Here is a 26,970-nt window from a genome sequence, read left to right on the forward strand (position 1 = left end):
TAAAAGGGAGGAACTCCTTGAATTCTATGTCGTCATTAAATTTGTGTGAAGTCCCCCTTTATCAAAGGGGGATTTAGGGGGATTCTAATAACCCAGTAATCACGTCATAAATTACTTGAACCACCGCATCCGTTTCGTTCAAAATCTGCTGATTATCAAACCTCAACACCCTCAAACCTAACTCTAGTAAAGCAACATCACGAATAGAATCGGCTTCTAAACCTTCAATTGTATAGTGCTGCCTACCATCACATTCAATCACCAAATTGGCTACTGGACAGTAAAAATCTACGATGAAATTTAAAATTGGTTTCTGTCTATAGAACTGCAAACCTAAAATTTGCTTGCCCCGAAGCCGTAGCCAAAGTAGTTTCTCAGTTTCTGTCATGTTGTTGCGTAATTCGCGTGAGGCTTGTTTTAAGTTTTTATTGTAGAGTTTCATTTTTATTCTCTTGTAAATCTCCCCTAACCCCTCTTTAGAAAGAGGGGAATGTCATTTGATCAAAAGAATTACGTGACCGCTCCTCCCTGAAGAAGATTTAAAGCATTGCTTTAAATGAAGTGCGAGAAAGGAAGAGAATCCACCACTTTTAACTTTTCAAGCCTGCAAATTCATCACTTTCTACAACATAATAGAGCCATAAACTTATCTCCAAAATCAATGACTATAAGTGTTTCAACGCACTAAAATGATTATTTAAAATCAGTAAACCGGTAAAGACGTATTACTCACCAGCTCCAGATAATTTCTTACCTGATTTCTACCATGGCGTTTAGCCAAATATAAAGCTCGATCGGCTAGACGAATGATCTGTTCTTTATTTAAACTGGTTTGAGAGAGTGCTACACCAAAACTTGCACTCACTTTTAAAATATCTTCTGTTTCTAGCTGAATTTCTTCCTGCTCAATTATTTTACGACACCGTTCTGCAATCTCAATCGCTTGCTGTAAATTTTGTTCTTTTAAAATCAGAATAAATTCTTCACCCCCAAACCGCCCCACAATATCCTGATCCCGTGTAATGGAAGATAAAATGGCAGCAACGCGTTGCAAAACCATATCTCCAACTTCATGACCATGTTGGTCATTAATCAGTTTAAAATGATCAAGATCCAGTAAAATTACAGCATAAGCTGTTTTTTTCTTGCGTTCTAAAGCGCTGAGTTGTTCACCAATATAACGACGATTAAACACATTCGTCAGCACATCAGTTTGGCTCATTCTTTTGATATTTTTTTCACGCCGACGCCATTGCGAAAGTAAAATTTCAAAAAACAAAATCGAAACCAGCAAGATCGGCAGATAAACTTCCGCCATACTTCCGATCCAGAATTCATTATGATAAAACTCGCCATCAGTAAGTACATCACTAAACACAGGCGCGTAACGAATCACGCCATTAAAAGTTAAGTAACTAATAATGATGATAAAAATAAGAGCAGGTATCGCAATACTATAAATAATTTTGCGTGAATAAAATACCAGTCCAATCAGGACGATATTGATAAATCCGGCAATGGTCGCGGGGCTGTAAATACCGATGGTATAGCCCGCATAAATCATCGCGCCCCCAAAGAACATCGGCGAAAAATAAGAAATAACTCTCCGGAATTTTCTATTTCTTTTATATCTGAAACTAAAGCCAGCTATAACGATAAAAATGATTAAAGTGATAAACACACTGATAATACGGATTAAAAAAAAGTCCGCATTAATCCAGACAGCATTTTTAGCGGAGAAATAACTGACCAGATACCATTTAATTGCACTGACTTGGCAAAATGCCCCAAAAATCAGTAGTAAAACCCCTTTATCAAAATTAGGCCAGTTAATAATTAAATTATCAGATTCGAGTAAATGAAACTTAAATCTGCCCCAATAATAAAAAATCAGCGTAGGTATTTTTTTAAACAAGTTCATAGACTTACTTACTATATTTATAATTTATAAAATTTTTATTGCTTTATATTTATAGCACAAAAATCATACAATCAAGACTTATATCCGCTGAATAAACAACACTCCGTCTAAATGATCCACTTCATGCTGCACAATCCTTGCAGGAAAACCCTTATAGATCGTTTCTATAGGTTCACCTTGCAGCGTTAAATAACACACTTTAACTGTTTCCGCTCGCGCCACTTGAGCACGCTCATTTGGGACACTTAAACAACCCTCTTCACCCAGAACAGTTGCTTCAGACCTTTCTAAAATTTCAGGATTCACCATCACCACCGCATCCATTTCAGGCGCATCGGGATAACGCAGGTTAGGATGTGAAGCGACAATAATCACCCGTTTAGAGACATAAACTTGAGGAGCGGCAATACCTACACCATTACGCTGCGTCATGGTGGCAAACATGGCTTCAGCAAGTTGATTTAACCACTCACTATTCAGCTCAGACTCTGCAACTTCAGCCGCTGTTAAAGTCAAAATTGCTTCACCACGCTGTGCAACAGGTAAAATAGTACTCATAGATTCTTCCCGACTTAACGATAAAACTAAATTCAATATGATTTTAAATCACAAATTTTGTATAAATTTTAGCGCTAAAAAGCAGACTTCGTATTCTATTTTTGATACGTGTATTTCACCTTTTCTGTAAACCCAGGCAAGCTATGCGACGTGAGATATTTTAAGCACATTTTAATTTTACTTGGTTATAATCATTTTCAAATTCTTTATAAATATAAAATAATGACTACCGCCCAACTGCTTCTCGGTGTTCTTTTTAGTTCTATAGGCTTAGGCTATTTCCTGTATGGAAAAAAGCAGAAAGTTACTGTGCCCTTAGTATGTGGCTTGGTACTGATGATTTTTCCCTATTTTGTGGAAAATACCACTATGCTCACCACAATCGGCATCATCCTCTCGATTTTGCCCTACTTCGTAAAACTCTAATATCCACACAGATCATGAAGTACTATTCATAAATTTAAGTTGTAGTACTCCAAAGAAAGATTGATTTTTCATATAAATAACAATTGATTAAAATCAAAACATTACTACTATTTGTACATGCGATGACCCATACAACCAGCACGGAAGCACCTGCACGTCTAAGCAGTGAAGATAAACGCACCCTTGGACTTTCATCCCTCGGTGGCGCACTCGAATTCTACGACTTCGTCATTTATGTCTTTTACGCCAAAATCATTTCTGAACTGTTTTTCCCAACTGGCTTAAGCCCTTTTTGGGCGATGCTGAATACTTACGGTATTTTTGCCGCGGGTTATTTTTTCCGCCCACTCGGTGGCGTGGTTATGGCACATTTTGGTGACCTGATAGGACGTAAACGCTTATTCAGCCTGTCGATTTTACTCATGGCACTTCCAACCTTAATGATTGGGGTAATGCCGACCTTTGAAAGCATTGGTTATGCGGCACCTTTATTGTTGTTACTGATGCGCGTGGTACAAGGGATTGCCATTGGCGGTGAAATTCCTGCGGCTTGGACTTTCGTTTCCGAGCATGTACCAGCAAAGAAAATTGGGTTTGCGAACGGGCTACTCACCGCAGGCCTATCTTTAGGGATTTTACTCGGCGCCCTGATGTCTTTATTTATTTCAATCAAGTTTTCAGAAATAGAAATTCATGATTGGGCTTGGCGCATTCCATTTATTGCAGGAGGTATTTTTGGTTTAGTCGCACTTTATTTACGGAGCTATTTAAAAGAAACCCCTGTATTTAAAGCGATGCAAGCACGTAAACAACTTTCCAAAGAAATGCCGGTAAAACAGGTTTTAGCAGAACATAAAACCGCTGTTGTGATTGGGATGCTCTTTACCTGGTTCCTGACTGGCTGTGTCGTGGTGCTGATTTTAGCGATGCCTAACCTCTTGGTCGGTGCTTTTGGTTTTGAACGCGCCGATGCCTTTAAAATGCAAAGTGCCGCAATTGTCATGCAAATGCTGGGGTGTATTGTGGCAGGACTGTTGGCCGACCGTTTTGGCGCAGGCAAAGTGATTTTATTCGGCTCCCTCGCTGTCGCGATTATTGCAGGTATTTTCTATAACAGCCTGGGACATGTCGCTCCCTCCACCGTGTTCATGCTATACATGTTGCTCGGTTTGTTCTCGGGAACTGTGGGCATGGTCTCTTACAGTATGGTGAAAATGTTCCCGGCGCAAATCCGCTTTTCGGGCATTTCATTTTCCTATAATGTTGCCTATGCCATAGCCGGCGGTATTACTTTGCCATTGGTGCAATGGCTAAGCCTGTATAGCAATATTGGCGCAATGTATTACATTTGGGTAGTCTGCGCGGTCTCGTTCTTTACTGCGATGCTTTATAGGAACAAATTTGAAAAATAGGATGTATCAGCATCTGCAATTTCTACAGCGCATAATCCGGTAAAAGATTAATCATTCATAAAAAAGCCCTTCGATTAAAGGGCTTTTTTATCTTCCTTAAGCAGAGAGATTTTTCTTTAATTCATCTTCAACAATCTGGATTTCCAAATCACTAAATTTACGAATTTCCCCTTCCGCATGTTTTTCCAGCATACCGGCAACCAAAGGAACTTTAACTTTTACCTGCCAGTTTAAGGTAATGTGAATTTTCTGGTCATCTCCAGTTACTGATCGTTCACAGTTGGCTTCTAAAGGCAGATTTGCTCCCAATTCTATGGTCGACGTTAAAGCTTCCAAATTAGTGATATCGGTACGCTTCAAACGGAAGGCATCTTTAAGCAGTTTTTTTGCGATATCCGGAATATTTACATCTAAATTATAGGCACGGCGTAAAGTATAAGTACCGCCATGAATCCTAGATTCAATAATTTCTAATTTTTCACCAGGAATACGTCTGCACACAGCTTCGTGCAAAGCTGTATCTGCTGCAAGTCGTTTAAAGTCGTCAATTGAAACGCCCTGAATTGTAGAGTTCACAGTAAAACGATGTGCCATCTTTCTATCCTTGTTTTTTATTGGTTGTTTTGAATACTTATAGACCATTCAATCATCACTAAGCTAGTGCATTTGGTCGCTGTTTATTTAATTGAATTTTAGTGACGCTGTCATTGACCGCCCATAACCAACTATTGATCGTATATGCCACAGCGTATTTCAATTTGTTCAGAACAGGAAATACTGAAGAAATGGTTCCTATATTCAATGATCGCATAAAACTGTTCAGCACCATCATCCAGCCCTGTCGCTGCCCATGTGCTGCCTTTGGGAAAATCATTGAGCCACTCAGCCTTATAAAAATCTGAGACTGAATCAAATTGAATATAGTGTTCAGGTGCTGCTTGAATCCGTGCTGCCATTTCATCAAATTGCTGCAATTGATGTTGGATAAAATCTATCAGCATATGCGCCATCCAAGCATGCTATCCAAAGCTATTTATACACCCTTAAAATGCGTGATGGCCTGTTTCTTTTTCACTTGTTGCCACTGCCACCAGCCAAAAGCCGCCAAGCCGACAAAGGCGGCATACAATCCCGCAGTCAGGAATAAGTCTTTATAAATAAACATACCCACATAAATGATATCGACGAAAACCCACAATACCCAGGTGGCAATATGTTTACGACTGGTCCAATAGGTGGCCAGTAAACTAAACGCTGCCAATTGTGAATCCAGCATCGGCACAGCTGCATCGGTAAAGTGCTTTAAAGTTAAACCGAAAATCAAGCCGCCCACTGCTGCAAGTGACATTTGCAGAATCACTATTTTACACGCAATCGGTTCAATCCGAATTTCATGATCTTGCTGTTTGCCCTTCAACCAGTGATAGAAACCATAAAAGTTCACCACTATAAAAAAGAACTGCAAGATGGTTTCGCCATACAGTTTAAATTCATAAAATAAATAAGCATAGAGAACAAAGGCTGCGAAGTTAAACCACCAGCACCACATATTCCGTTTAATGGTTAATGTCACACCAATAAGACTAATAATGACGGCAACAATTTCTAAAGGTGACATAGCAATAAACAGGTGAGCAAAGTGTGTTTGCTATTATGAAAAAAATAGCGCTGAACGCAAGATAAATTATACCAATTCAACCCTGTAATCTGACAGATAGCTAACCTTTTTCGCACTATGCCTATTCATTTCAATATGAATTGAAATTAGACTGCTTAATTGACAGTTTTCTAACGACCGTTTAAAAATATAAACAATGATCCAGATAGAAGAATAAAATGTCACAACAACAAGGAAAAGTCAGCCGGGAAATTCGCGGGTCGCTGTTTTTGATCGGACTCGACCGGGCGACAAAAAGAAATGCCTTTGATAGCCATCTGATTCAAGACTTGTCACTGGCCTTAACCGAATATGAAGATCATCCCGAGTTACGCTGTGCAGTCATCTTCGCTCATGGAGATCACTTTACTGCGGGTCTGGATCTGGTTGAGTTGCAACCGAGGCTAAGTAGCGGCATATTTAACTACGATGAACATCAGATCAATCCGTGGGGAACCAGCGGACGGCAGCGAAAAAAGCCGGTGATTGTTGCAGTGCAAGGTTTTTGCTATACCGCAGGTATAGAGTTGATGCTCAATGCCGATATTGTGATTGCTCAGGACAATAGCCAGTTTGCACAAATGGAAGTACAACGCGGCATTTTACCTTTTGGTGGTGCAACAGTTCGTTTTGTACAAGCTGCAGGTTGGTCTAAAGCTATGCGCTACTTGCTCACTGGAGACACATTCGATGCCCAAACGGCACTTAACTTAAACCTGATCAATGAAATCACCACTGAAGCGCCTCTTAACCTAGCGATTGAACTGGCAGAACGTATAGCTCGAGCTGCACCACTTGCCGTTCAAGCCACGCTAGCCTCTGCCAAAGAGGCCGCTGAACATGGTACAGAAATAGCATTTGCCAATTTACAACAACATCTTACTCCGTTATTAACCACTCAGGATGTACAGGAAGGTATTATGGCAATGCTGCAACGACGTGCGCCCGAATTTAAAGGTCAATAATTTCAAACTTAATTATTGATGGCAACCGATGATTATGCGGTCGTTAAAACTTAAGCCAATGACTTTAATCAAACATGGCTATGTGCATCTTTCATTTCGAATTTGTGCTCTTCCCCGAAACGGTCGACATGAGCATAAAACACCCCATAACGTCCAACATAATATTCCAAAGACTGATCGTAGAAAGTCCAGTAAATAGACCATTCTTCTAAATCCAGCTTGCGAATCTTGGTTTGGGTTTTGGCCGGCATTTTTCTTAAGACCTCTTCTTGAACCACAATCGCCTGACTCAAATTTCGTTCAGTTAAGTGGCGCTCAAAAAATATTTGGCAGACATCATCAAATAATTGTTGCTCGTATTCCTCCACTTCATCTACACGTGCTTCCTGAGTGGATAATGGCTTCATTGATGTAGATGCAGTTTTATCTAAATCGGCGAGCTGCTTGATTTTGAATTGTTGAAAATGTTGATTAATCTGAAATTTAAAAATGACTTTCCAGAGTCCAATAAACGCAATAAAAAGACTCAACCACAAGAGTATTTTCACCATAGCCACACTCTCACGAGTAAATAATTGTTATTTTTATATTTATAAAACAATTTGAGTAAAAATCATACAATTTTTAAAATTATATATTATGAAAAATTTTTCTTAAAAGACGTTTCCTTTCAGGTTGTCTATTGCCTATGCTCACTATCCGCTTGCGATCTGGCTCGCTTTGCACAGTCAATTCAACAAAAACCTTGCACGTCATGTGGACTTTTTTGCATGAGGGGTTGCACTCTATTCCGTGATTATGACTTCGAATAATCACCCGAATATAGAGCTAAAAATCCCCTCAACAGCGATCTTTTTACTACCTTAAAATAAAAAATAATCAACTTCAAAATCAACTATCTAGCTGATAAAAATGGCTTTCCCTCTGCACTGTTCAAATAAGCAGTTGTAACTTCGTTCACCAGCACAATCAATCAAATAAAAAATCCCGAATGAGATCCTCAACCGGGATTTTACAAAAAATTTGACGCCAACCACTTTTCATTATTCGATACGAATGATTTTACCGTGATCATCATGATGAACCATACTGATTTTTTGCTGACGTCCTTGCTCAATCTCCTGAACAGGTAAATCAAAATGATCACCATAATCGGTCATGGTTTTGACTGGAGTCTTGTTTACGACTTTGGAGGGAATAAAATTTGTCCACAATAATAATGCGACCACACAGGCCAATAATGCACTTATGCCATGTTCAATACCCAAACCAAAAGCTGAAAACAATTGATGAATCAAGTGCTGTTTTTGCAAACTCAAGACCCCAATCACAATTAATAATGGACGCCATAAAAACAGCCACACAGCCCACATCATGGCCGTAGAGGTATTGGAAGCATAACGTTTATGCCAGGGTAATAAACGGCGTAAATCAATAATTAAAGAATTATTTTTCATTCCGGATGCTCTGAATTATTGACGGTTGAGGTACGCATACCGCGATCTGGACTGACCCAGCGTGCACGCTTGCCATCCCTGCGCAACAACACTTTTGGAAATGCCACAATACTGGCCGACAGCGTAATTAACCAAAATACGAACGGATACCAGATCATCCAGAAATAATTTTTCCCCAGCCCCGGTTCATAACGACTGTCCATCCATTTGCTCAAAGCAAACTGCAACAAGCAAGTTGCCCCAAGTAACATGCCGGTTCCGTAAGGCAAAAATGGCGAACTGATCCCATTGATTCCAAGCGGAATAACAAAATGAATTAACCAAAGAATCGCCATAAACAGCATTAAATAAGACCACACCAGCGTCAGGATCAGTTCAAACAGCAAGGGCCATAAAAAATTCAGCTGCGGTTTAAACAGTACATCCATATTTTTAATTAAGACTTGTGCCCCACCCATCGCCCAACGCAGGCGCTGTTTCCACAAACCATTCAAGGTTTCAGGCATTAAAATCCACACCAAGGCATTCGGCTCAAAATGAATGTTCCATCCGGCGCGTTGCAACTTCCAGGTAATATCAATATCTTCGGTCAGCATGTCGGGTGACCAATAGCCGACGTCATGCACTGCACTTTTACGAAATGCAGTAATTACGCCAGAAACCGTAAACAGTCGACCAAAACTGCGTTGTGCACGTTTGATCATCCCCACGATAGAAGAAAATTCTCCGACCTGAATACGACCAATTAAAGTGGACCGGGTACGAATCCGTGGATTGCCTGTGACAGCAGCGACCGTTTCATCCTTCAGAAAATGACGCAGCATCCAGGTTGCTGCATGCGGATCGAGTAAGGCATCACCGTCGATGCCGAGCAAATATTCAGCCTCGGTCAACAAGCTTCCTGCCTGTAAAGCCATGGCTTTGCCTTGGTTCTGTGCCAAATGCACCACACGCAGCTTTTCATGCTGTGCAGCCAAACGGTTTAAGACGTCTGCGGTGTTGTCTGAACTGCCGTCATTAATCGCAATGACTTCGAAGTTTGGATAATCCAGTGCCAAGGCGTGAGTTAAGGTTTCTTCAGCGTTATCCCCTTCATTAAAACAAGGCACTAGCACGGCTACTTTGGGATAAGCCGCCAGTGGTTTTGGCTGTTGATATGGTGGATCTTGTCGTTCTTTCCAATAAAAAATCAGTGCACCTATCATCCATAAATACGACATGAACAAGGGATAATAAAAGACAAAGTGCAAAGCAGAATGCCAAAAGTGCTGGAGCGTTGACATATAAAATTCCTTTATGGAACAAGTTTGCTTGATTTCAAATCAAAGGCTTTGCGTAACACTTGCGTATTGGGATGATCTTGAATCGGATCATCTGGATAGTAAGCCACGTGCATTACACCTTGTTCATATAAAGATTGAATAGTTTGCGCCATCTCTTCTGATGGAACTTTCTGATTGGTTCGCCAGTTTACTGCCTGCAATTCAAAGACCGTTTTTTTGATTCCCTGTGGAAATTGCTTCACGCGATTGACAATATCTCGATAAAAAGCAGCGTTATTGGGTGCTTGCTCCATATAGGGCATCGCCATAATGGCGGTGAAATCGTAACGGTTGATGGACTGTTCTAAAGACTGTGAATACCAGTTTTCCGCATAGGGTTTTAATGCAACTTGCGCATATAAATTGCGTGCAGTGAGTAAAAAGGGTTGATATTGACGTACTTGTTGTGCCAGTTGCAGGGCAAAGTCATCAATGTATTTGGTTTTATAAGCGGTCCATTTTTGCAGCTCAGCATCATTGCTGCGAATTTTGGCTAAGTCGGTCGGCAAACCAATAGCTGCATAAGCTTTTAAGGCTTCAGGACTGGCATCTTCATAGTCCGACAATGTGGTATCGTCGTGGAATAAAATACCGTTAAAAGGCACAGATTTGGCCAAATCCTGATAAATCCCGCTAATGGTTTTGCGCGCCTCCGGTGAAAAAGGGCTTAAACGACGATAGCCCATATTCAGATGTTCTGAATCTTCCCTGTGCTGGGTTTCAACCACATCTTGGGACACTGGATTATTTTTAGGTAATTCCCAGGCCAATAATGGCATCCACGCATATACGCGCCCCACTTGAGTACGGGTCTGAATTTGCCAGGCAACACGGTTAAACAGGTCTGCGCGCATCGGCAAATAATGATTGGGAAAATATACCATATCCGCCGAGCCATTGGCATCAGGATCGGAAAAGGCCTGTAAATACACGGTATTCACTTTCATCGCCACAATCCGGTCCAGTAAATGATCGAGATTACGTTCCTGCTGAATCGGATCTTTGTCGTAAATGTAATCTAAATCGACATGCATAATTTTTTGCGGACGATTATTGTCGCCCAAATGTTGCTGTCGATTTTGGATTTCTCGCGCTAAATCTGCTGTGGTCATATTGCCTTCAATCAAAATACGATTGAGCTGCCCCAATGAACTTTTCGCCGAATCTGCGCCATCATCCAGACTGATGGCAACAGGCATACCCAACTGTTTAGCAATCTTTACGGTCTGCATATTATAGTGACCATAAGGCCAGACCATCACCCGTGGTGATTTCAAACCATGGGCAATGAGTAATTGGTTATTCTGTTTTAAATCATTGGAAATACGCTGTTGATAGTGGCTGTCATCTTCATAGCTTGCAGATTTAGCATTATATAACCGTGTAACAGCCGCAGGTTCCAGATTACCCTGTGGGTTACCTACAATCCCCCGATGCAAGTTATAACTATGACTGGCGATTTCCACTAAACCACTGTCTTGCATCTCTTTCAATTCTGCCCAGGACAGCATTTCTTTACGTTGAATCTGCTCACCTGAAAAATTAACATTTTGATCACTTTTAGGTTCTAACCATGAACCGACCACTGCCAGAACCACAGGAATTTTATTGGCTTTAAGAATTGGATAGGCATTTTGATAAAAAGATGCATAACCATCATCTACCGTTAATAAAACCGGTTTTTTAGGCAGGCTATATTTCCCTTGATGAGCTTGGATAAGCTGATCAACATTAATAAAGTGAAAACCATTTTTTTTCAGCCAATCAATATGTTGCTGAAATTGGGTGGTACTCACTGCATATTCAGGAATAAGTGCACTTTTAGTGTTGATAATTTCATGATAACCAATCACCGTTAGGGTTGGACTATGTGCTGGCGTTTGACTCCAGGCTAAATGGGGCATCTGCAATAAAACTGCAGAAAGAGAGGTGGAAAGCAAAGTTGCAAGCAAGCGAGGTTTCATTAAAAGGTGCTCAAAAAATCATTTTATTCTCTGAATCCCATCCATCGCCTATCCCTAGGGTGCTTTCCTTTTTATGATGTGTGACATTCATGAGTTCAATATGCTTTTTATCCCACTAAACTGAAATGAATCTTAAAAAATAATAGCGTGATGAAAATAAAAGTTTTAAAACACAACGACATGTCTATTTTTTAATCATTCCAGTAGACTTAAATAAACGACTTAGATTGATAAGAACATGGCTTTAAAATATGAATGCAGTCAGATTAAATAACCTACCTGTTGCTCTGATTAATGCTCCTGACCTCAGGAACGAAATGCTTGGTATTGGTCTCGACCTGTGTTCTTTGCAGCATAGAGCTGAACATCCGCTGCTTTCATCAGTTCGTGAATATCGGCATAGGGATGATTTTGATCCATCCAGGATACGCCCATACTCAAGGTCACATAGGGCTTTTGGTCAGGCCTATTTAAATGTTCTAACCGTGCTTGTCTTACTGCATTTAAAACCTTTCGCAATACATTTAACACCACCTCACTGGGAACATTATGCAGAATAATTGCAAACTCTTCTCCACCATAACGTGCTACATAAGCTGAAGGTGGCAAGGCGCGCTGTATAATTTTAACCAAATCCTGCAAGATCACGTCGCCCTTCAGATGGCCATAGTAATCATTATAATTTTTAAAAAAATCTACATCTAGCATGGCAAATGCCAAAGTATGATTGGTGTGATTTTTTGTTAGGGTAAATAAACGCTGAATTTCAGCATTTAAAGCACGCCGGTTAAATGCACCTGTTAATGCATCAATTTGAATTTGTAACTCTAACTGTTGATTGAGCTGATTTAATTGCAAGGTGCGCTCTTGTACTTTCTGATCTAGAGAACTATTTAGCTCGAGTAAATTATTGTTTAGTTGCTCAACATAATGAGTATGCTTCGCATAATTTTTGGATTGCTGAAACATAATGAGCAAGGCATAAAAACTCGTTGAAATAAAAGTCAGATTAAATGACTCGATTAAATTTAAGGTTAATAAAAAGTCATGTACAAATGTGACACATAATAAAATAACCGCCCATAAATTAATGCTGGAATACTTTTGTTTATGTTTCAGGTTTAAATAAAAACCATAGGCAAAATTACAGATAACAACCAGACTAAATAAAAAACTATAAAATGCTAAATACTCAAAAATTTCCGGTTCAGTAAATAAAGTGATAATAATATCAACAATAAATATCGACATTGCGACAAAATAAACAATTGGATGTAAATAACGCCAATTGAGCAAATGCATATAAGTAAGAAAAGATGCGATTGTAAAATAAGTAAACAGATACTCTAATCGTACTCCCCAAATCCAGCTAAGATTTGTAAATGTGGTATAGGCATAAGGTGCTGAAAATAAATTATGTAAGGCAAGGAACAAAATAAAAATGCCAAACACAAATACTCTAATGCTGCTACGATTAATTTTTCTTTGGAAAATTGAAAACATCAGGGTGAATATACTTAAGCCTAATACTGCTCCACATAATAGGCCAATACTCATCATGAGCTGCTGAAACTGCTGGGTAATGGTTTTCCCAAGGCCAATACGCATTGGATTTTCTAGACCGCCATGCAGAGGATTAAAATTTGAGGCTTGTATGGTGATGGTGAAATATTCTTTCTTCGCCACAAAAAATGCAATTCTGGATGCATTTTCAGTTTGATGACTAATTTTATCTTTTCCCACTTCACCCACACGCAATAAAAAATCCCCATTCAAATACATCCGGTAAGCACCGAATTGATTGGGAATAAAAATGGCGATTCGGCGTCCAACATATTCTTTGGGTAGCTTGAAATGCCCAATAAAAGTACCGTAGTTTTTATTGGTACCTGTCAGCTCTTTAAAGGAAATCGGTAAATTCACCGGTTCAGACTTTAACATTGCACTGGGTTTAACAATCAGCTGTCGAGGATAATACTGCCATGATCCTTTTAAGGGAACGGTACTGTTTTCAGTAAACTCAACTTGATTGAGCAATTTTTGTTGTAAATAATAAGATTCAGCTGCGGCATCATCCTGCGCCCATGCATGTTTTTGCCACGAGAAGACGCATAAACATGCAATAAGAAAAATTTTCAAAAAATGTATTAAATTATGGCTCTTATCCAAAAAGCGAATCATCCTTAAATTACGCTTAAACAATAACCAATGTAACGATAAAAAAAGAAAACTCAAACAATTTTTCATCTATTTTGCAAGATTCATCCTTGTATCTTGCAGAAGATTTATTCATCAGAAATCAATAAATATTAATCACGGGTTTTCACGTCAAACAATTCAATTTCAAAAATCAGGTTTGAGTTTGCAGGAATAATTTTGCCCATTTTTCGTTCACCATAAGCCAAATGCGCAGGAACCAGTAATTTACGCTTGCCACCTACTTTCATGCCCATAATGCCCTGATCCCAGCCCTTAATCACACGACCAGTACCAATCACTGTTTCAAAGTAATTGCCACGGTCAATAGAGGAATCAAACTTGGTGCCATCTTCCAGCCAGCCTGTGTAGTGGGTGGTAATCAGTGCGCCTTTAACCGCTTCCTTACCTTCACCTACTTTTAAATCAATAATTTCTAATTCATTTGTCATGGTCATTTACCTGATCGGAGTACTCAATTTTCAATGGCTATTATAAACTGGATTGCATTGATTTCCTGATGATTTAAGGTTTCAATATTTAAAAACTCAGCTCTTGAATATTCGAATCGTTGAGTAAATAAGCGGTCAGTTTTTTATGATTTTCAGCGGAGCCGATTAAAATCCAGCGGCCACTTATTCGATTTTCGGTTTTATGTTGCACACTGCGAACCACCTTCATGTCATAAGTTCTAAATAAATCTTCATATTGATCTAAAGTCTTGTGTTGATAAGGACAAATAATCCGATAGGTGCGGGCATGACTCCGGGCTTCTATACGTTCCTGAACATAGATCAGAAAAATAAGCACGATTAAAACAATGAAGGTGGCAAAAAGACTTAACAATTCATAACCAGCACCTGCAGCCATGCCCAATGCAGCCGTCATCCAGATGGTGGTTGCTGTGGTAATTCCGGAAATACGGTTTTCATCTTTAAAAATGACCCCTGCCCCGACAAAACCTAAACCGGTCAGGATATTGGCTGCAATTCGATCTGGACTATCAATACCAATTTTTAAAGACAGAATGGTAAATAGGCATGAACTGAGACTGACCATGATCATGGTTCTGAGTCCGGCAGATTTACTGCGATACTCACGTTCAGCACCAATGATGGCACCAATTCCCAAGGCAATCAGCAAACGATATAAATCATCAGACTGCATTATCTCCCCCTTTCATTGTTATTGTTTTAAGGTATACGCAATTTTGTCATCAGGATGCAAGCCTAAACCCGCATCCTGCTTATATTTACTGTAACTGTTCCCATTCAACCACAACTTGCGCATGCTCGCCAATCAGCGTCCATTCACCATCCATGACGTTTAACTGTAACTGCATGGTGCGTTGACATAATTGTGGCAGTGCATCTGTGGTTGCTGTAGAAAGCTTCCAGACCTGAACATTACTTAAGGTTTTTAATTTGCTGTTGCGCTTATACCATTCATCGACTGAAGAACCATAAGTTATCACTGCAACTTGCTTGCAACGCGCACTGGCTTTTTTAACTTTATCTTCATCTGGACTGCCGACTTCAATCCATTTGACCAATTGACCAGTTAAGTCTTTTTGCCACAAGGCCGGTTCATCGGTTTCAAACAGATCTTTGGTAAACTCTAAAGCTTCATCAGCAAAACGCGCATAGGCCAAAATGCGTACCATCAAACGCTCAATGGTTTCAGATGGATGTTGAGCCATGGTCAGTTGATAATCAGCATATTGATGATCATCCATATTGGCAATATTCAAATCAGCCTTATAAATTGTTGCTTTAAGCGCCATAAAAGAGTCCTCAAATTTGGCGCTTAGCATATAAGATTTGGACTACTTTTGCTGAGTTGTTTTATCCGTTTCATCCAAATTCAGCTGACATTGAAATAATTGATCTTCAAAGTGTTGCCAATCGCGCTGATCTTGCACAATGATTTCAATGCGGTTATCAATGCCCTGTTCTGAAGACTGATAGTTAAATTGCTCCGGATTAAAATTAAAGGTTTTCCAGCCCTGATTGGTATTAAAAATACCTTTAATTCGCAGCCAATTCTTTTGTTCACACAGTAAATCCAGCAAAGCATAAAAATCGAATTGCCAACGTTTGGGTAATTTCCAGCCGGCCACACTGTAGCCTTGTGTGGTCTCGACATAATGATAGGGCAACTGTTTAATCTCTGGCAGAGTTTGCCCGCTAGAAAATGTTTTTTGAATTTTAAGTAAGGGCTGAATCTTACGTTCAGTCGCTACATAAGGCAGATCAATTTGTTTAAGGGAGATTTCAGACTGCCCACTCATGAGCCAACTTTGCTGATAGGCCTGATATTCTTTCTTTAATACGTTCAAAGCCTGGTGATCTGCAAAATCCATGCAATCCGCATGGGATACTACAATCATCTGCGCAGCTTTTAACTGATCTGCATACAGATTTTGCTTGCTCCACTCACGATCATGCAAACGTGAACCATCCACCACCGTCACTAAGGCTCTCATGGCAATACTTTGTTGCCAATGCGGTTCGGTGAGCTGTTCCAGTAATTGTGCAGGATGTCCCAAACCGGTCGGTTCGATAAATAATCTGTCCGGTTTTGTTTCAGACAATAAGCGAGATAGCGCAATTTGCATGGGTAATTGACTACTACAACACAAACAGCCGCCCAATAGCTCCTTGACTTCATAGCCTTGGTTTTGCGGTAACATCTGCTGATCAACCCCAATTTGCCCAAACTCGTTCATCAGCACTGCCCAAACTTCATTTTCAGGCTTTTGACTGAGTAAATGTTGAAGCAAGGTGGTTTTTCCAGCGCCCAAAAACCCGGAAATGATATGCGTAGGGACAGCTTGTACAGCAGAAATCAGTTTCAAAACTTGCTCGCTATTCATGGAAGAAAAATTAATCAAGGCAGTGATAAAGCAATTCACATAATCGAACTGCATAAGACTCCACTTTAATTTCTTCATGGATATATGGCAACGTATCCGTACTATTTAAAAAAAATTAAACAACGTGGGTATTAAATTTTACTTATATAAATGAATTAAATATCTGAATTAAAATCAGCACTATTACGCTCTTTTTACTGTATTCCACGAGCAAATTGCTGAACAACATTCTTATAATTTGAAAAACTTATTTACATTTAATCTATTCAGCAATGTTATTAAAACCGTCATTCACTGGTGGTTTGTTTATTTTAAGTAAAAAACAAGCGCTCAGAAAGCTGATCTAGAAATATTTCTATACATTTTTTATGCATTCTTTTAAGTATTTTTTACAGTAAATGTACAACAAATACTTACTTGTGATTTTTATGTTAACTGGCCTGTTTCACTTTGTTGCTTTGATTGCTCCGCTGTCTCAGGCTCTTTAGCATGAGCGCTGTCCATATTTTTGTGATGATAAATATGGATTCAATAACTTTTTAAAGAATAAAGGATGCTTAAAATGAAATTAACTCAACTATTACTTGCTTCAACTTTTACCATTGCTGCTGCAACCACGTTTGCCGCTAGTGCGGATAAACAAAGTACAGAAGAAAAAGTAATTGTTTCTACTCAAGAACAACCTGAAACTGTAAGCTCTGAAAACGCTGCAGCCAAGCCTACATCAGCTCAACCGGCTTCAGAAGTCGCTGTAGAAGAAGCACCGGCTAAACCTGCGCAATAACATTCCAACTCGATCTCTAAATTATTACCCCCACCTTGTTCGCTCAAGTTCATACTTTAGAGATCAAAGCTGAATTATGCTAATAATTCAGCTTTTTTATTTTAGGAAAGATTTCTATAAATGATAGAAATAAATGATCATTCATTTAAAAAACCATATAGTTAAATATCCATATAATTATTAATTTTCAAATATTTAAGATGCCAACAAAATTCTCTGTGTTTTGTTTTCATTCAACATATCTACTATGGCATAGCTTGTTTAGAGCCTGAAATTCACCGTTAATACAGTTAAATGTGAATTGATTGAATGGACATTCGCTATGAGCAACAAAACAAATTACACCACTGAAGTGGCAATCTTGGGCGCAGGTCCTGTTGGTTTAACCATTGCGAACTATTTAAGTAAACAAGGTGTTCAAGTCACTATTATCGAGCAGCTGGATAGTTTGATTGACTACCCACGTGCCATTGGTATTGATGATGAATCTTTACGTACCATTCAATCACTTGGTTTGGTCGATCAAGTATTGCCGCATACTACCCCGAACCATGCGATGCGTTTCTTAACCCCTAAAGGTCGTTGTTTCGCTGACATTCAACCACTTACCCGTGAATTTGGTTTCTCACGTCGTAATGCATTTATTCAGCCTCAAGTAGACAATGTGTTACTTCAAGGTTTAAAGCAATACGATAAAACTGAAGTGCTTTTTTCACGTCAGCTGAATGAATTTACCCAGGATGCAAATGGTGTAACGCTTAAAATTCAGGATAAAAACCAGAAAGAAGAAACAATTCAAGCAAAATATTTAATTGCCTGTGATGGTGGCAACTCGATTGTACGTCGCACTTTAAAAATTGCTTTTGATGGTAAAACTGCTCCAAATCAATGGATCGTAATCGACATTGAGAATGATCCATTAGCCACACCACATATTTACCTATGCTGTGACCCGGTGCGTCCATACGTGTCTGCTGCGCTTCCGCATGGTATTCGTCGTTTCGAATTCATGGTAATGCCAGGTGAAACTCAGGAAGAACTTAGCCAGCCAGAAAATATCGCAAAACTGCTGTCTAAAGTTTTACCCAATGCTGAAAATATTGAAGTAATTCGTCAACGTGTATATACGCATAATGCGCGTATTGCCGATAAATTCCGTGTTGACCGTATTTTGCTTGCCGGTGATGCAGCACATATTATGCCGGTATGGCAAGGTCAGGGTTATAACAGCGGTATGCGCGATGCCTTTAACCTAGCTTGGAAAGTTGCGCTGGTGGTACAAGGTAAAGCAACTGCTGATTTATTGGACTCTTACCAAGTTGAACGTAAAGATCATGCCAAAGCAATGATTGATCTTTCTGTGATGGCAGGTCATGTACTTGCACCACCTAAAAAATGGCAAGGTTTTGTCCGTGACGGTATTGCCTATGCATTAAATTATATCAAGCCAATCAAACAGTATTTGCTTGAAATGCGTTTCAAACCAATGCCGAAATATAACGCTGGTGCCTTGCTTGCAGATGGTAAAAAGGAATCGCCAATCGGTAAAATGTTTATCCAGCCGCATGTGAAACTTGAGTCTGGTGAAAAAGTTTTACTCGATGACGTCATTGGCAACGACTTTGCCATTATTGCCTGGGGCGTGGATCCGCAATGGGGACTCAGTGCGACCACCCTGCAAGTCTGGAAAAATTTAGGGGTCAAATTTATTCAGATCATTCCTGAAGTTCAGTTTGGCAATGAAAATCGCAAGAAATTTGATGGCGTGATTACGCTAGGTGATATTGGTACCGATATCCGCACCTGGTTTGGTAAAACATCAGATTCGGTTGTCATTTTACGCCCTGACCGTTTTGTGGCAGCACTTGCAATTCCACAAACTTTAGACCACGTGAGCCAGCAGCTATTCAAAAAGCTTCATGTAAAATAAACACTCAACTGTATGATATTTAGAATCTGACCACGCAAAAGCGTGGTCTTTTTTTTAGATGATCTAAGTTAAATGTAGCAAAAATGGTATCACGTATTTATTTTTTGAAACCACGGTATATCTTTCATCGAATTCCGGCTTCCGATGAGTTGAATAAAAGGCTTGAACTCCTCCAGATAAGGTAAGAGTTTGAAAGAAATTGCAAAGACTAGCCAGTAAGCCAGATATAAATCTGCTGCTGAAACTTTCTCGCCGAGCAAATACGGATTGGCCTGTTGCATGACCTGTTTTAGGAAAGCGAATAACGTTTCCTCATGACCAAAGGCCAAGCCGATTTTTCTCTTTTCAATTTGTTCTTTAGACACATCAAGACTCTTTAAGTCCATATATTCGGTCAAGGGGCCATGACAGAAGAACCTCCATTTCAAATATGCTCCACGTTTGGGATCATCTAAGCTAGGTGCCAAACCTTTTTCACTGTATTTATCTGCCAAATAGGTAAATATTGCAGCTACTTCTGATATCACGACTCCTTGATCGACCAGACACGGCACTTTCCCCATGGGATTAATCTTTAAATATTCAGCTCGATGCATTTCTTCATAGGGAACTTGTATCTGTTCAATCTGATCTTCAATTGCCAGTTCTTTTAGCAAAGGAAAAAGCGTCATTACACGTGATTGTGAATTGTTATACAGTTTCATCATTTTTGTTCAATCTATCTTGTTGTTTTAAATATAAGTATAAAGCGCTAAAACAGTTTGTGCATTGTGCTTCTGTGCATCGTTGTTATACACAGAATGGGGAGAAATGGTTCTGTGAAACACTGTGATGCTGCGCGATATCTTTTAATTATTAAAGCATTGCGCAACATCGATGATTTTAATTTTTAAAAAAACCCCATATAAAACTGTTCTTTCAATATTTTCAAAATCAGTTCAATCACTTGATTTTTTTGACCTTTTCGGTAACTGGCATACAGGTCAATCATCGGCAAAGGCTCAATGGTGTTTTTCACTACAATTTTGTCACCCAACAATGGAATGACATAAGCCGGTACCAGACTCCAACCGACACCCATTCCAACTAAATTCACATTCAATAAAATATTGGTTGATTGCTGTACCACATTCACATTCAGTTTCGATTGCTTAAAGAAATCGGTAATAATTTTATAGAGTTGAGGCGAAGCAATTTCATCACTCACAATAAAATCTTGATTATTAAAACTCTTGATACTGACGAGACGCTGCTCGGCAATCGGGCTATCTTTCGGCACAATTAAAGCCAAAGGCTCACTAAAAATTTGCACATGCTCAAGTTCACTTGATTCATCAATATAGCGAGTAAAAGCAATATCAATATCGCCTTTCTTTAACGCCTTGAATTGATTGGCATCAGTCATACTGTGAAAGTTAATTTTGATATCAGGAAAATGTGCCCGAATATTCGGCATGATATATGGAAAAATTTTCATTTCCGCTACCGGAACAAAGCCAATATTCAGCTGATCTTTGTTTAAATTGGCAATTTGACGGGCATTTTGAATGGCCTTTTCAGCATGTTCCAGACTTAGAAGTGCCTCTTTTAAAAATGCTTTGCCTTCTTCGGTCAGTTCTACTTTACGATTCGACCGAATCAGTAATTGCACGCCAACTTCCTGTTCAAGGTCTTTAATTTGCTGGCTTAAAGAGGGCTGTACCGTGCACATACGTTGTGCAGCTTTCGTAAAATTCAGCTCTTCTGCCACTGCAACAAAATAGCGTAAATGACGTAATTCCACAGCCGTACCTCTTTATTTGGGTTGTTTAAGTGATGCTGCAACTGTGTATTTATAGACACATAAGGTTGCCACAGTAATGACAGCACAGAATAGATAAGTCAGTTGATAACCATAATAGGCAATGATCAAACCAAGAACTACCGAACCAATAGCCATGCCCAAATCAAACAAGGTGAAAAAGGTCGAGACTGCATGCCCCATTCGCTGCTTGGGCACAGACTGAATCGCTAAAGTTTGAAAACAGGGAAATAATGAACCATAACCAATCCCAATAAATATCGCAGATAGCCAAAGAATCCATTGGTTTGAAATAAAACTCACCACCACCAAGCCTAAAGCAAAGAAAATAAACGAAGGATAAATGACGGCGCTGGCACCTCTACGATCATAAATTTTTCCAACCCACGGTCTTACTACAATCATGGAAATAGCGAATACAATAAAAAATAAACTGGTATAGGCGAGTAAGTCCTTAGATTCACTATATGCGGTAATGAAGCTCATAATACTGGAATAGGCAAATGCAGTCAGCAATGCGACAAAGCCAATCGGAACTGCACGCATTTCAATAATATCATGCAAACCCAACCGTTTTTCTTCTACTTTATTTGGTAATTTATCGCATTTATTTTCTTGTACCGGCACCATTAAGCAAAAAATAAAGCCCAGGCAGATCACAGCACTTAAAATGGCAAACAGCATCATAAAGTCGGTAAATTGAAGCACGGTTAAGGCAATCAACGGGCCAAATACCACGGCAAGATTAGTCGACATGACAAAATAGCCCATCCCCTCACCTTTACGATGATCCGGAATATAATCATTGGCAATCGGCACGGTCACGGTGGTTAATACACTAAACCAGATGCCGTGAACAAAGCGGATAATCAGTAAAGTCCACATGCTATCTGCAAACAAATAGCTAAAAGAAAAAAGGACAAATAAAAACTCGGAACCGCGAAAGGATATCTTTTTTCCCAATTTTTCAACAATCAATCCGGAAAATGGGCGAACTGCAATTGAAGACAGCAGAAATAAGGTCAGTGCCAAACCTGCTTCTTTGACCGTCCCTCCTAAATCCTTCATGATGTAAATCGGCAAAATGGTCAAGAGCGCATAATAATACGTAAATAAAAACAGGTTATTAAACAGACACAATAGAAAAGAGCGATTCCATAAACGCCCGGTACTCGTTGCAGACATAATGACCCACTTCCGTGTAGCGCAGCGCTACTTTTGAATCAGAACGGGTTGCATCAGCAAACCCACTAGATTTTGAATATACGTTTCATCCGGCATACGATTGAAAAAAATAATCTGATAATGAATAGGACCATACAGCGCATCCAGCATCAGCTCAAATGGATAGTCAGCAATAATTTCATGACGTTGAATGGCGATTTGAATCAGCTTGCGGGTTTGCTCACGGCGCGGCAATAAATACTGTTTAAAGAATTCACCTGCAGCTTCACGATGCTCTGCCATGACGACCAAGAGTGCCCGTCCAACAGGATGATTCAATGCATGCGACAACTTTAAAAGTTGCTGATTCAGATTAAATTGCAAACTTTGTTGAAAATCCAATTCAAATACACAAGCGGTGTGCTCTTTAAACGCATCGAAAACCAAATCAGACTTATGCTTCCACCAGCGGTAAATTGTTGATTTTCCCACCCCTGCACGTGCAGCAATATCTTCTACAGTTAAATGGCTGTAGTCATATTCTTCTAATGCTGCGACAACAGCTTTCAAAATACATTGCTTACGGCGTGACGTTTTTTCTACTTCTACTTCAGTCATGAAATCACCAAAACGAAACGATACGTATCGTTTTATAATATGCCGATTGAGTCTAGTTGTACAGACATCCCCCTCATTTCATATCAAAAAAAAGACCGCTGAGTAGCGGCCTTTTTTCATTCAATGCTTATTATCACTGTGAAGTTTTCTTATAAATACTACACGATGGATGATGATTTTCTTGAAGACGTGCCACTTTGCGCTGTTCAGCCGCTTCAAAACGGCAACGCTTCCAGTCATTATCTAAATTGAGCGCTGGAATCTGTTGTGGCTTACCATTTTCATCTACAGCAACCATAGTGAAATAACAGCTATTGGTATGGCGGACGGTACGTTTTTGAATATTCTGTGCCTCTACACGAATCCCGATCTCCATAGAGGTACGCCCTACATGGTTCACGCTAGCCAGGAAAGTGACTAATTCTCCCACATGGATCGGTTCTTTAAAATTGACTTTATCAACCGATAAAGTCACCACATAACTCCCGGAATAACGGCTGGCACATGCGTATGCGACTTGATCCAACAATTTTAAAATTGTTCCACCGTGAACATTACCTGAAAAGTTAGCCATATCTGGGGTCATTAAAACCGACATAGTTAATTCAGACTGGTCATCTAATGCTGGAGCAATTTGATCTAATGGGGACATCGCGTTCTCTAGACTCTCGGATAGACAATAGTATTAAGCCATTATTATATCGTTTTTCCACGAAATAGAATGTCAAAATCGGCAATATAATCATCATTATTATTTATAGTGATTTTAGTATCATTCAAAAAAATATATAACTGTTTATTTAACATACTGTATCTACTATATTTTTAATTTATCCTTGTTTTATAGAATAAATACTCAAAAATTGACTACAAAAAATACACGCGCATAAATTTTAAACCCTTCCATTTTTAAATAATGAGCTGGTGAGTATAATTAACACTCAATAAAATCTATTTACAGATATTCTTTTAAGAATTTAAGGGTGCAATAATAGAATACAGCCTATTCGATAATATTAAGCAACGATTTTACGTAACATCTCTCTGGAAATATTGCCATAACTGAGCACATTCTGTTGATCGAGCTGTGTTTCAATACTTAAGGTACCATCCGCATTTTCTGCAGTTATTGTAAAAACAAGATGTTCCATTGTTGCCATTTTGACTTTATCCCCGATGCTGAGTGTTTCTATATTCATCCTGCTGTTATTCATTTAACTCACCTTACAAAAATATATTTTCATATTGACTCTAATAAAGTTGAGTTTATTGACTTTTCACTCAGCGGTAAACTTAAATCATTGAACAAAAACATATTAATATAAAAATATTATAGTATGAAACTTTTAGACACTTAATTAATTTTACTCAGTAATATCAATTGATTAATTTATCTTTACACTAAAATCCAGCTTAATTTGCATACTTATCAATCGAAATTAAAATACTTATGACTGCATTAAAAACAGGAACAAGGCTTCATGATAAAATTTATACTTGGTTCTTAGCATTCCTTTTTTCAATTTATTTAAACTTCCCACTAATCATGCACACTCAATTGTTGAATTGGAGTTGCAGTTCTAGAGTGTTTTTGACTGAATACAATTGAAATAGCATTTAATTGATTTTGTGCTGCTATTGCGCCCGCTCGTATGGTCATTTCACGGCCTCTGACATCAAAAATATGTGCTTTTTCTCTTAAATCAGGCTGAATTACAATATCTGCATGTTTCAGCTCTTCACTGGCCAAATGGTTTTGCATAATATTAATATTTTGGTTAAATAAGCCCCAAAGATTACTGGTTTCGGTATGCATCGGTTGAGCCAAAATGTCTACTGCAATAATAATATCTGCACCCAGATCACGTGCCACATCTACAGGTACAGGACTGACCAGGCCACCATCGACATATTCATCTGCACCGATTTTAGTAGGAACGAACATGCTGGGAATAGACACTGAAGCACGTACTGCCTGCCCGGTGTTGCCATAATTAAAGACCACTTTCTTGCCTTCTTTTAATTGTGTCGCTACCACATACATCGGGGTTTTAAGCAATTCTAACGGGGTATTGTTTACTTGTTGATTAACGTAGTTTTCAACTTTTTTGCCGTCAAAAAAACCTTTTATATCCAGTTTTACATCACGCACATCCTGGGCTTTCATATTCAAGGCAATATCACGCAATTCGGTCGCAGTTTTACCACTGGCATAAATAGAGCCAACAATACTTCCTGCACTGGTCCCTACAATAAAATCAGGATGAATCCCTTGTTTTTCCAATACTTGAATGACACCAATATGCGCATAGCCCCGCGCACCGCCACTCCCGAGCACCAAAGCAACAATCGGACGATTTTCCTGTTTTTTTAATTTTTTAAAGTCAATGCGGTCGGCATGTACTTGTGCATCTACACTGGGAGATTCAGATAAGCCTGTAGAACCTACAGTAAGCTTAGAATATGGAACACTTTGGCATCCCGCTACACTTACTACAGCTAAAGCAATATAACCAAATTTGATATTTATCATGAACCACCCAAAGATTAATAAGCTTATCTTTTAAAAGTCGTACAGTTTAAGAACTATATGTTTTTCACATTGTAGTATTTCGTTAAACTGCCATCAAAAAATACTAAACTTTAAAAGATCGCTCCGAATGAATTTGCCTATGCCATCTCTTCATTATCGCACTATTTTCCTGACTTTTCTAAAATTAGGTTGCCTCGCATTTGGTGGGCCAGCGGCGCATTTGGTGTTTTTTCATCACACTTTTGTGAAGCAATTAAACTGGTTAGATGACCAGCAATATGCCCAACTGCTGGCTTTGGCACAAATTTTACCTGGCCCAACCAGCAGTCAGGTAGGTTTGGCGATTGGCTATGTAAAAAAAGGCTACTGGGGTGCAGTGCTTGCATGGTTAGGTTTTACCTTACCTTCAGCAATCTTAATGACTATGGTTGCAGTATTGGGTCAGCAATTTTTCCCGCTGCTTTCTTCAGAATTTTTTCATAGTATTCAACTGATTGTTTTGGCTGTAGTGGCTTGGGCGTTCTGGCAGATGCTGGGCAATTTTTGTAGCCGTCTCTGGCAATACATTTTAATGCTGGGTTCGACCTTATTTATTTACACTGTCCCGCTGCCAATGAATCAAATTATAGTAATTTTTATAGCCGCCTTGGTGGGAATATATTTAAGCCCCAGATTGTCTAAAATCAAAGAAAATAAAACAGAAAAAGATTCTTTCAGCATCGCTATTTTTTTTCCTCAAAGATCTCATGCCTATCTTTGGTTAATTCTATTCATACTGCCTTTTTTCATCTTTCTCGTTCTGAACTGGCAGCACAGCAGTATATTGCTGCAAACTGTAGAAAGCTTCTATCGTAGTGCCTCTCTGGTTTTTGGTGGCGGACATATCGTTCTACCTTTCTTACATCAGGATTTCGTTGCAACGGGTTTAATTCCTGCCGAGAAATTTGATTTAGGTTATGCTTTTGCCCAGCTCATGCCTGGTCCTTTATTCAGCTTTGCCAGTTATGTGGGTGCACTCCTACCTTTAACCCCATATCCGATTCTCAATGCCTGTATCGCTACCTTAGCCATATTTTTGCCTTCCTTTTTTCTTGTTTTTGGAACTTTGCCCTATTGGTCATGGTTAATGAATCAAACCGATATTCGTCATGCAGTGGTGGGAATCAATGCGGCAGTGGTAGGTCTTTTACTGTGTATGGTCATACAAATGGCACAACATTATATTGTAAATATTACTGATCTTATCTTTGTTGCTGTAGTCATCGCCTTACTCAAAACCAAGCTGCCCGTCTGGTTGAGCTTAATTGGTAGTTTTATGACCTACCAACTCATTCTGACCTTTTTATAATGTTCAATAATAAAAAAGCCCTAGATTGCTAGGGCTTTT

At 39.2% G+C, this 26,970-nt stretch carries 28 protein-coding genes; 6 read left to right on the forward strand and 22 right to left on the reverse strand.

Features of this window, described 5'->3' with window-relative positions; translation table 11 throughout:
* Positions 1 to 73: 73 nt before the first annotated feature.
* The 3 genes from E0H80_RS08875 to def all read right to left on the reverse strand — a co-directional run bounded on the left by E0H80_RS08875 (position 74) and on the right by def (position 2,479).
* Entirely contained in the window at positions 74 to 442 is a 369-nt protein-coding gene (locus tag E0H80_RS08875; protein WP_131365024.1) for an endonuclease domain-containing protein, read from the reverse strand.
* Positions 443 to 703: 261 nt separating this feature from the next.
* Positions 704 to 1,564 (reverse strand): GGDEF domain-containing protein, encoded by an 861-nt coding sequence (locus E0H80_RS08880; RefSeq protein WP_165494299.1) that lies wholly within the window; start codon positions 1,562 to 1,564, stop codon positions 704 to 706.
* Positions 1,565 to 1,999: 435 nt separating this feature from the next.
* Entirely contained in the window at positions 2,000 to 2,479 is a 480-nt protein-coding gene (gene def, locus E0H80_RS08885) for a peptide deformylase (RefSeq protein ID WP_131365028.1), read from the reverse strand.
* Between the two features lie 222 nt (positions 2,480 to 2,701).
* Between def and E0H80_RS08890 the strand changes: the two genes are divergently transcribed.
* Both E0H80_RS08890 and E0H80_RS08895 read left to right on the forward strand, forming a co-directional pair.
* On the forward strand, positions 2,702 to 2,905 hold the full coding sequence (locus E0H80_RS08890) for an amino acid transport protein (protein WP_081408400.1): 204 nt from the start codon (positions 2,702 to 2,704) through the stop codon (positions 2,903 to 2,905).
* A 122-nt stretch (positions 2,906 to 3,027) separates the two neighbouring features.
* Positions 3,028 to 4,317 carry an MFS transporter gene (locus E0H80_RS08895; RefSeq protein ID WP_131365030.1) on the forward strand — a complete coding sequence of 430 codons (1,290 nt, stop codon included), beginning with the start codon at positions 3,028 to 3,030 and terminating at the stop codon, positions 4,315 to 4,317.
* Between the two features lie 96 nt (positions 4,318 to 4,413).
* Here the strand turns inward: E0H80_RS08895 and E0H80_RS08900 are convergent, their stop codons facing one another.
* The 3 genes from E0H80_RS08900 to pnuC all read right to left on the reverse strand — a co-directional run bounded on the left by E0H80_RS08900 (position 4,414) and on the right by pnuC (position 5,935).
* Positions 4,414 to 4,911 (reverse strand): DUF2505 family protein, encoded by a 498-nt coding sequence (locus E0H80_RS08900; protein ID WP_131365032.1) that lies wholly within the window; start codon positions 4,909 to 4,911, stop codon positions 4,414 to 4,416.
* A 131-nt stretch (positions 4,912 to 5,042) separates the two neighbouring features.
* Positions 5,043 to 5,318, reverse strand: coding sequence for a hypothetical protein (locus E0H80_RS08905; protein WP_131365034.1), 276 nt, complete (start codon positions 5,316 to 5,318; stop codon positions 5,043 to 5,045).
* A 32-nt stretch (positions 5,319 to 5,350) separates the two neighbouring features.
* The gene (pnuC, locus tag E0H80_RS08910) at positions 5,351 to 5,935 is read right to left on the reverse strand and encodes a nicotinamide riboside transporter PnuC (RefSeq protein ID WP_131365036.1); all 585 of its coding nucleotides are present in this window, start codon (positions 5,933 to 5,935) and stop codon (positions 5,351 to 5,353) included.
* A gap of 218 nt (positions 5,936 to 6,153) precedes the next feature.
* Between pnuC and E0H80_RS08915 the strand changes: the two genes are divergently transcribed.
* On the forward strand, positions 6,154 to 6,939 hold the full coding sequence (locus E0H80_RS08915; RefSeq protein WP_131365038.1) for a crotonase/enoyl-CoA hydratase family protein: 786 nt from the start codon (positions 6,154 to 6,156) through the stop codon (positions 6,937 to 6,939).
* Positions 6,940 to 7,007: 68 nt separating this feature from the next.
* On the opposite strand, the gene E0H80_RS08920 is transcribed toward E0H80_RS08915, so the two are convergent.
* From E0H80_RS08920 to E0H80_RS08960, 9 genes are all read right to left on the reverse strand, one after another.
* Positions 7,008 to 7,490 (reverse strand): hypothetical protein, encoded by a 483-nt coding sequence (locus tag E0H80_RS08920; RefSeq protein WP_131365040.1) that lies wholly within the window; start codon positions 7,488 to 7,490, stop codon positions 7,008 to 7,010.
* Positions 7,491 to 7,982: 492 nt separating this feature from the next.
* Positions 7,983 to 8,396 carry a poly-beta-1,6-N-acetyl-D-glucosamine biosynthesis protein PgaD gene (pgaD, locus tag E0H80_RS08925; protein ID WP_131365042.1) on the reverse strand — a complete coding sequence of 138 codons (414 nt, stop codon included), beginning with the start codon at positions 8,394 to 8,396 and terminating at the stop codon, positions 7,983 to 7,985.
* Positions 8,393 to 9,679, reverse strand: a complete 1,287-nt coding sequence (gene pgaC / locus E0H80_RS08930) for a poly-beta-1,6-N-acetyl-D-glucosamine synthase (RefSeq protein WP_131365044.1) — start codon at positions 9,677 to 9,679, stop codon at positions 8,393 to 8,395. The genes pgaD and pgaC overlap by 4 nt, the downstream gene beginning before the upstream one ends.
* 11 nt (positions 9,680 to 9,690) lie before the next feature.
* Positions 9,691 to 11,622 carry a poly-beta-1,6-N-acetyl-D-glucosamine N-deacetylase PgaB gene (pgaB, locus tag E0H80_RS08935; protein WP_416224585.1) on the reverse strand — a complete coding sequence of 644 codons (1,932 nt, stop codon included), beginning with the start codon at positions 11,620 to 11,622 and terminating at the stop codon, positions 9,691 to 9,693.
* A 366-nt stretch (positions 11,623 to 11,988) separates the two neighbouring features.
* Positions 11,989 to 13,863: a GGDEF domain-containing protein gene (locus tag E0H80_RS08940; protein ID WP_131365151.1), complete on the reverse strand. Its 1,875-nt coding sequence runs from the start codon at positions 13,861 to 13,863 to the stop codon at positions 11,989 to 11,991.
* A gap of 128 nt (positions 13,864 to 13,991) precedes the next feature.
* Positions 13,992 to 14,330, reverse strand: a complete 339-nt coding sequence (locus tag E0H80_RS08945; RefSeq protein ID WP_067724328.1) for an FKBP-type peptidyl-prolyl cis-trans isomerase — start codon at positions 14,328 to 14,330, stop codon at positions 13,992 to 13,994.
* 88 nt (positions 14,331 to 14,418) lie between these two features.
* Complete coding sequence (locus E0H80_RS08950) at positions 14,419 to 15,045, reverse strand: MgtC/SapB family protein (RefSeq protein ID WP_131365048.1); 627 nt, start codon at positions 15,043 to 15,045, stop codon at positions 14,419 to 14,421.
* 85 nt (positions 15,046 to 15,130) lie between these two features.
* A complete protein-coding gene (locus E0H80_RS08955) occupies positions 15,131 to 15,661 on the reverse strand; it encodes a YaeQ family protein (RefSeq protein WP_131365050.1) in 531 nt (176 codons plus the stop codon).
* Positions 15,662 to 15,703: 42 nt separating this feature from the next.
* Positions 15,704 to 16,735: a CobW family GTP-binding protein gene (locus E0H80_RS08960; protein WP_131365153.1), complete on the reverse strand. Its 1,032-nt coding sequence runs from the start codon at positions 16,733 to 16,735 to the stop codon at positions 15,704 to 15,706.
* A 580-nt stretch (positions 16,736 to 17,315) separates the two neighbouring features.
* On the opposite strand from E0H80_RS08960, the gene E0H80_RS08965 reads away from it, so the two are divergent.
* Both E0H80_RS08965 and E0H80_RS08970 read left to right on the forward strand, forming a co-directional pair.
* Positions 17,316 to 17,537, forward strand: a complete 222-nt coding sequence (locus E0H80_RS08965; RefSeq protein ID WP_131365052.1) for a hypothetical protein — start codon at positions 17,316 to 17,318, stop codon at positions 17,535 to 17,537.
* A gap of 322 nt (positions 17,538 to 17,859) precedes the next feature.
* Positions 17,860 to 19,467: a bifunctional 3-(3-hydroxy-phenyl)propionate/3-hydroxycinnamic acid hydroxylase gene (locus tag E0H80_RS08970; protein WP_131365054.1), complete on the forward strand. Its 1,608-nt coding sequence runs from the start codon at positions 17,860 to 17,862 to the stop codon at positions 19,465 to 19,467.
* Between the two features lie 89 nt (positions 19,468 to 19,556).
* Here E0H80_RS08970 and E0H80_RS08975 read toward each other — a convergent pair whose 3' ends face one another.
* The 7 genes from E0H80_RS08975 to E0H80_RS09005 all read right to left on the reverse strand — a co-directional run bounded on the left by E0H80_RS08975 (position 19,557) and on the right by E0H80_RS09005 (position 25,583).
* Positions 19,557 to 20,171: a glutathione S-transferase family protein gene (locus E0H80_RS08975; protein ID WP_131365056.1), complete on the reverse strand. Its 615-nt coding sequence runs from the start codon at positions 20,169 to 20,171 to the stop codon at positions 19,557 to 19,559.
* A 185-nt stretch (positions 20,172 to 20,356) separates the two neighbouring features.
* Complete coding sequence (locus E0H80_RS08980) at positions 20,357 to 21,250, reverse strand: LysR substrate-binding domain-containing protein (protein WP_131365058.1); 894 nt, start codon at positions 21,248 to 21,250, stop codon at positions 20,357 to 20,359.
* 12 nt (positions 21,251 to 21,262) lie between these two features.
* Entirely contained in the window at positions 21,263 to 22,453 is a 1,191-nt protein-coding gene (locus E0H80_RS08985) for an MFS transporter (protein ID WP_131365060.1), read from the reverse strand.
* Between the two features lie 27 nt (positions 22,454 to 22,480).
* Positions 22,481 to 23,050: a TetR/AcrR family transcriptional regulator gene (locus E0H80_RS08990; protein ID WP_131365062.1), complete on the reverse strand. Its 570-nt coding sequence runs from the start codon at positions 23,048 to 23,050 to the stop codon at positions 22,481 to 22,483.
* A gap of 133 nt (positions 23,051 to 23,183) precedes the next feature.
* On the reverse strand, positions 23,184 to 23,702 hold the full coding sequence (locus E0H80_RS08995; protein ID WP_067868282.1) for an acyl-CoA thioesterase: 519 nt from the start codon (positions 23,700 to 23,702) through the stop codon (positions 23,184 to 23,186).
* A gap of 364 nt (positions 23,703 to 24,066) precedes the next feature.
* Positions 24,067 to 24,264 (reverse strand): hypothetical protein, encoded by a 198-nt coding sequence (locus tag E0H80_RS09000; RefSeq protein WP_228259974.1) that lies wholly within the window; start codon positions 24,262 to 24,264, stop codon positions 24,067 to 24,069.
* 326 nt (positions 24,265 to 24,590) lie between these two features.
* Positions 24,591 to 25,583, reverse strand: a complete 993-nt coding sequence (locus E0H80_RS09005; RefSeq protein WP_131365064.1) for a patatin-like phospholipase family protein — start codon at positions 25,581 to 25,583, stop codon at positions 24,591 to 24,593.
* 139 nt (positions 25,584 to 25,722) lie between these two features.
* Here E0H80_RS09005 and chrA point away from each other — a divergent pair, with 139 nt between their 5' ends.
* The gene (chrA, locus tag E0H80_RS09010) at positions 25,723 to 26,931 is read left to right on the forward strand and encodes a chromate efflux transporter (protein WP_131365066.1); all 1,209 of its coding nucleotides are present in this window, start codon (positions 25,723 to 25,725) and stop codon (positions 26,929 to 26,931) included.
* Positions 26,932 to 26,970 lie beyond the last annotated feature (39 nt).

This window comes from Acinetobacter sp. ANC 4779 (genome assembly GCF_004331055.1).
GTDB lineage: Bacteria > Pseudomonadota > Gammaproteobacteria > Pseudomonadales > Moraxellaceae > Acinetobacter.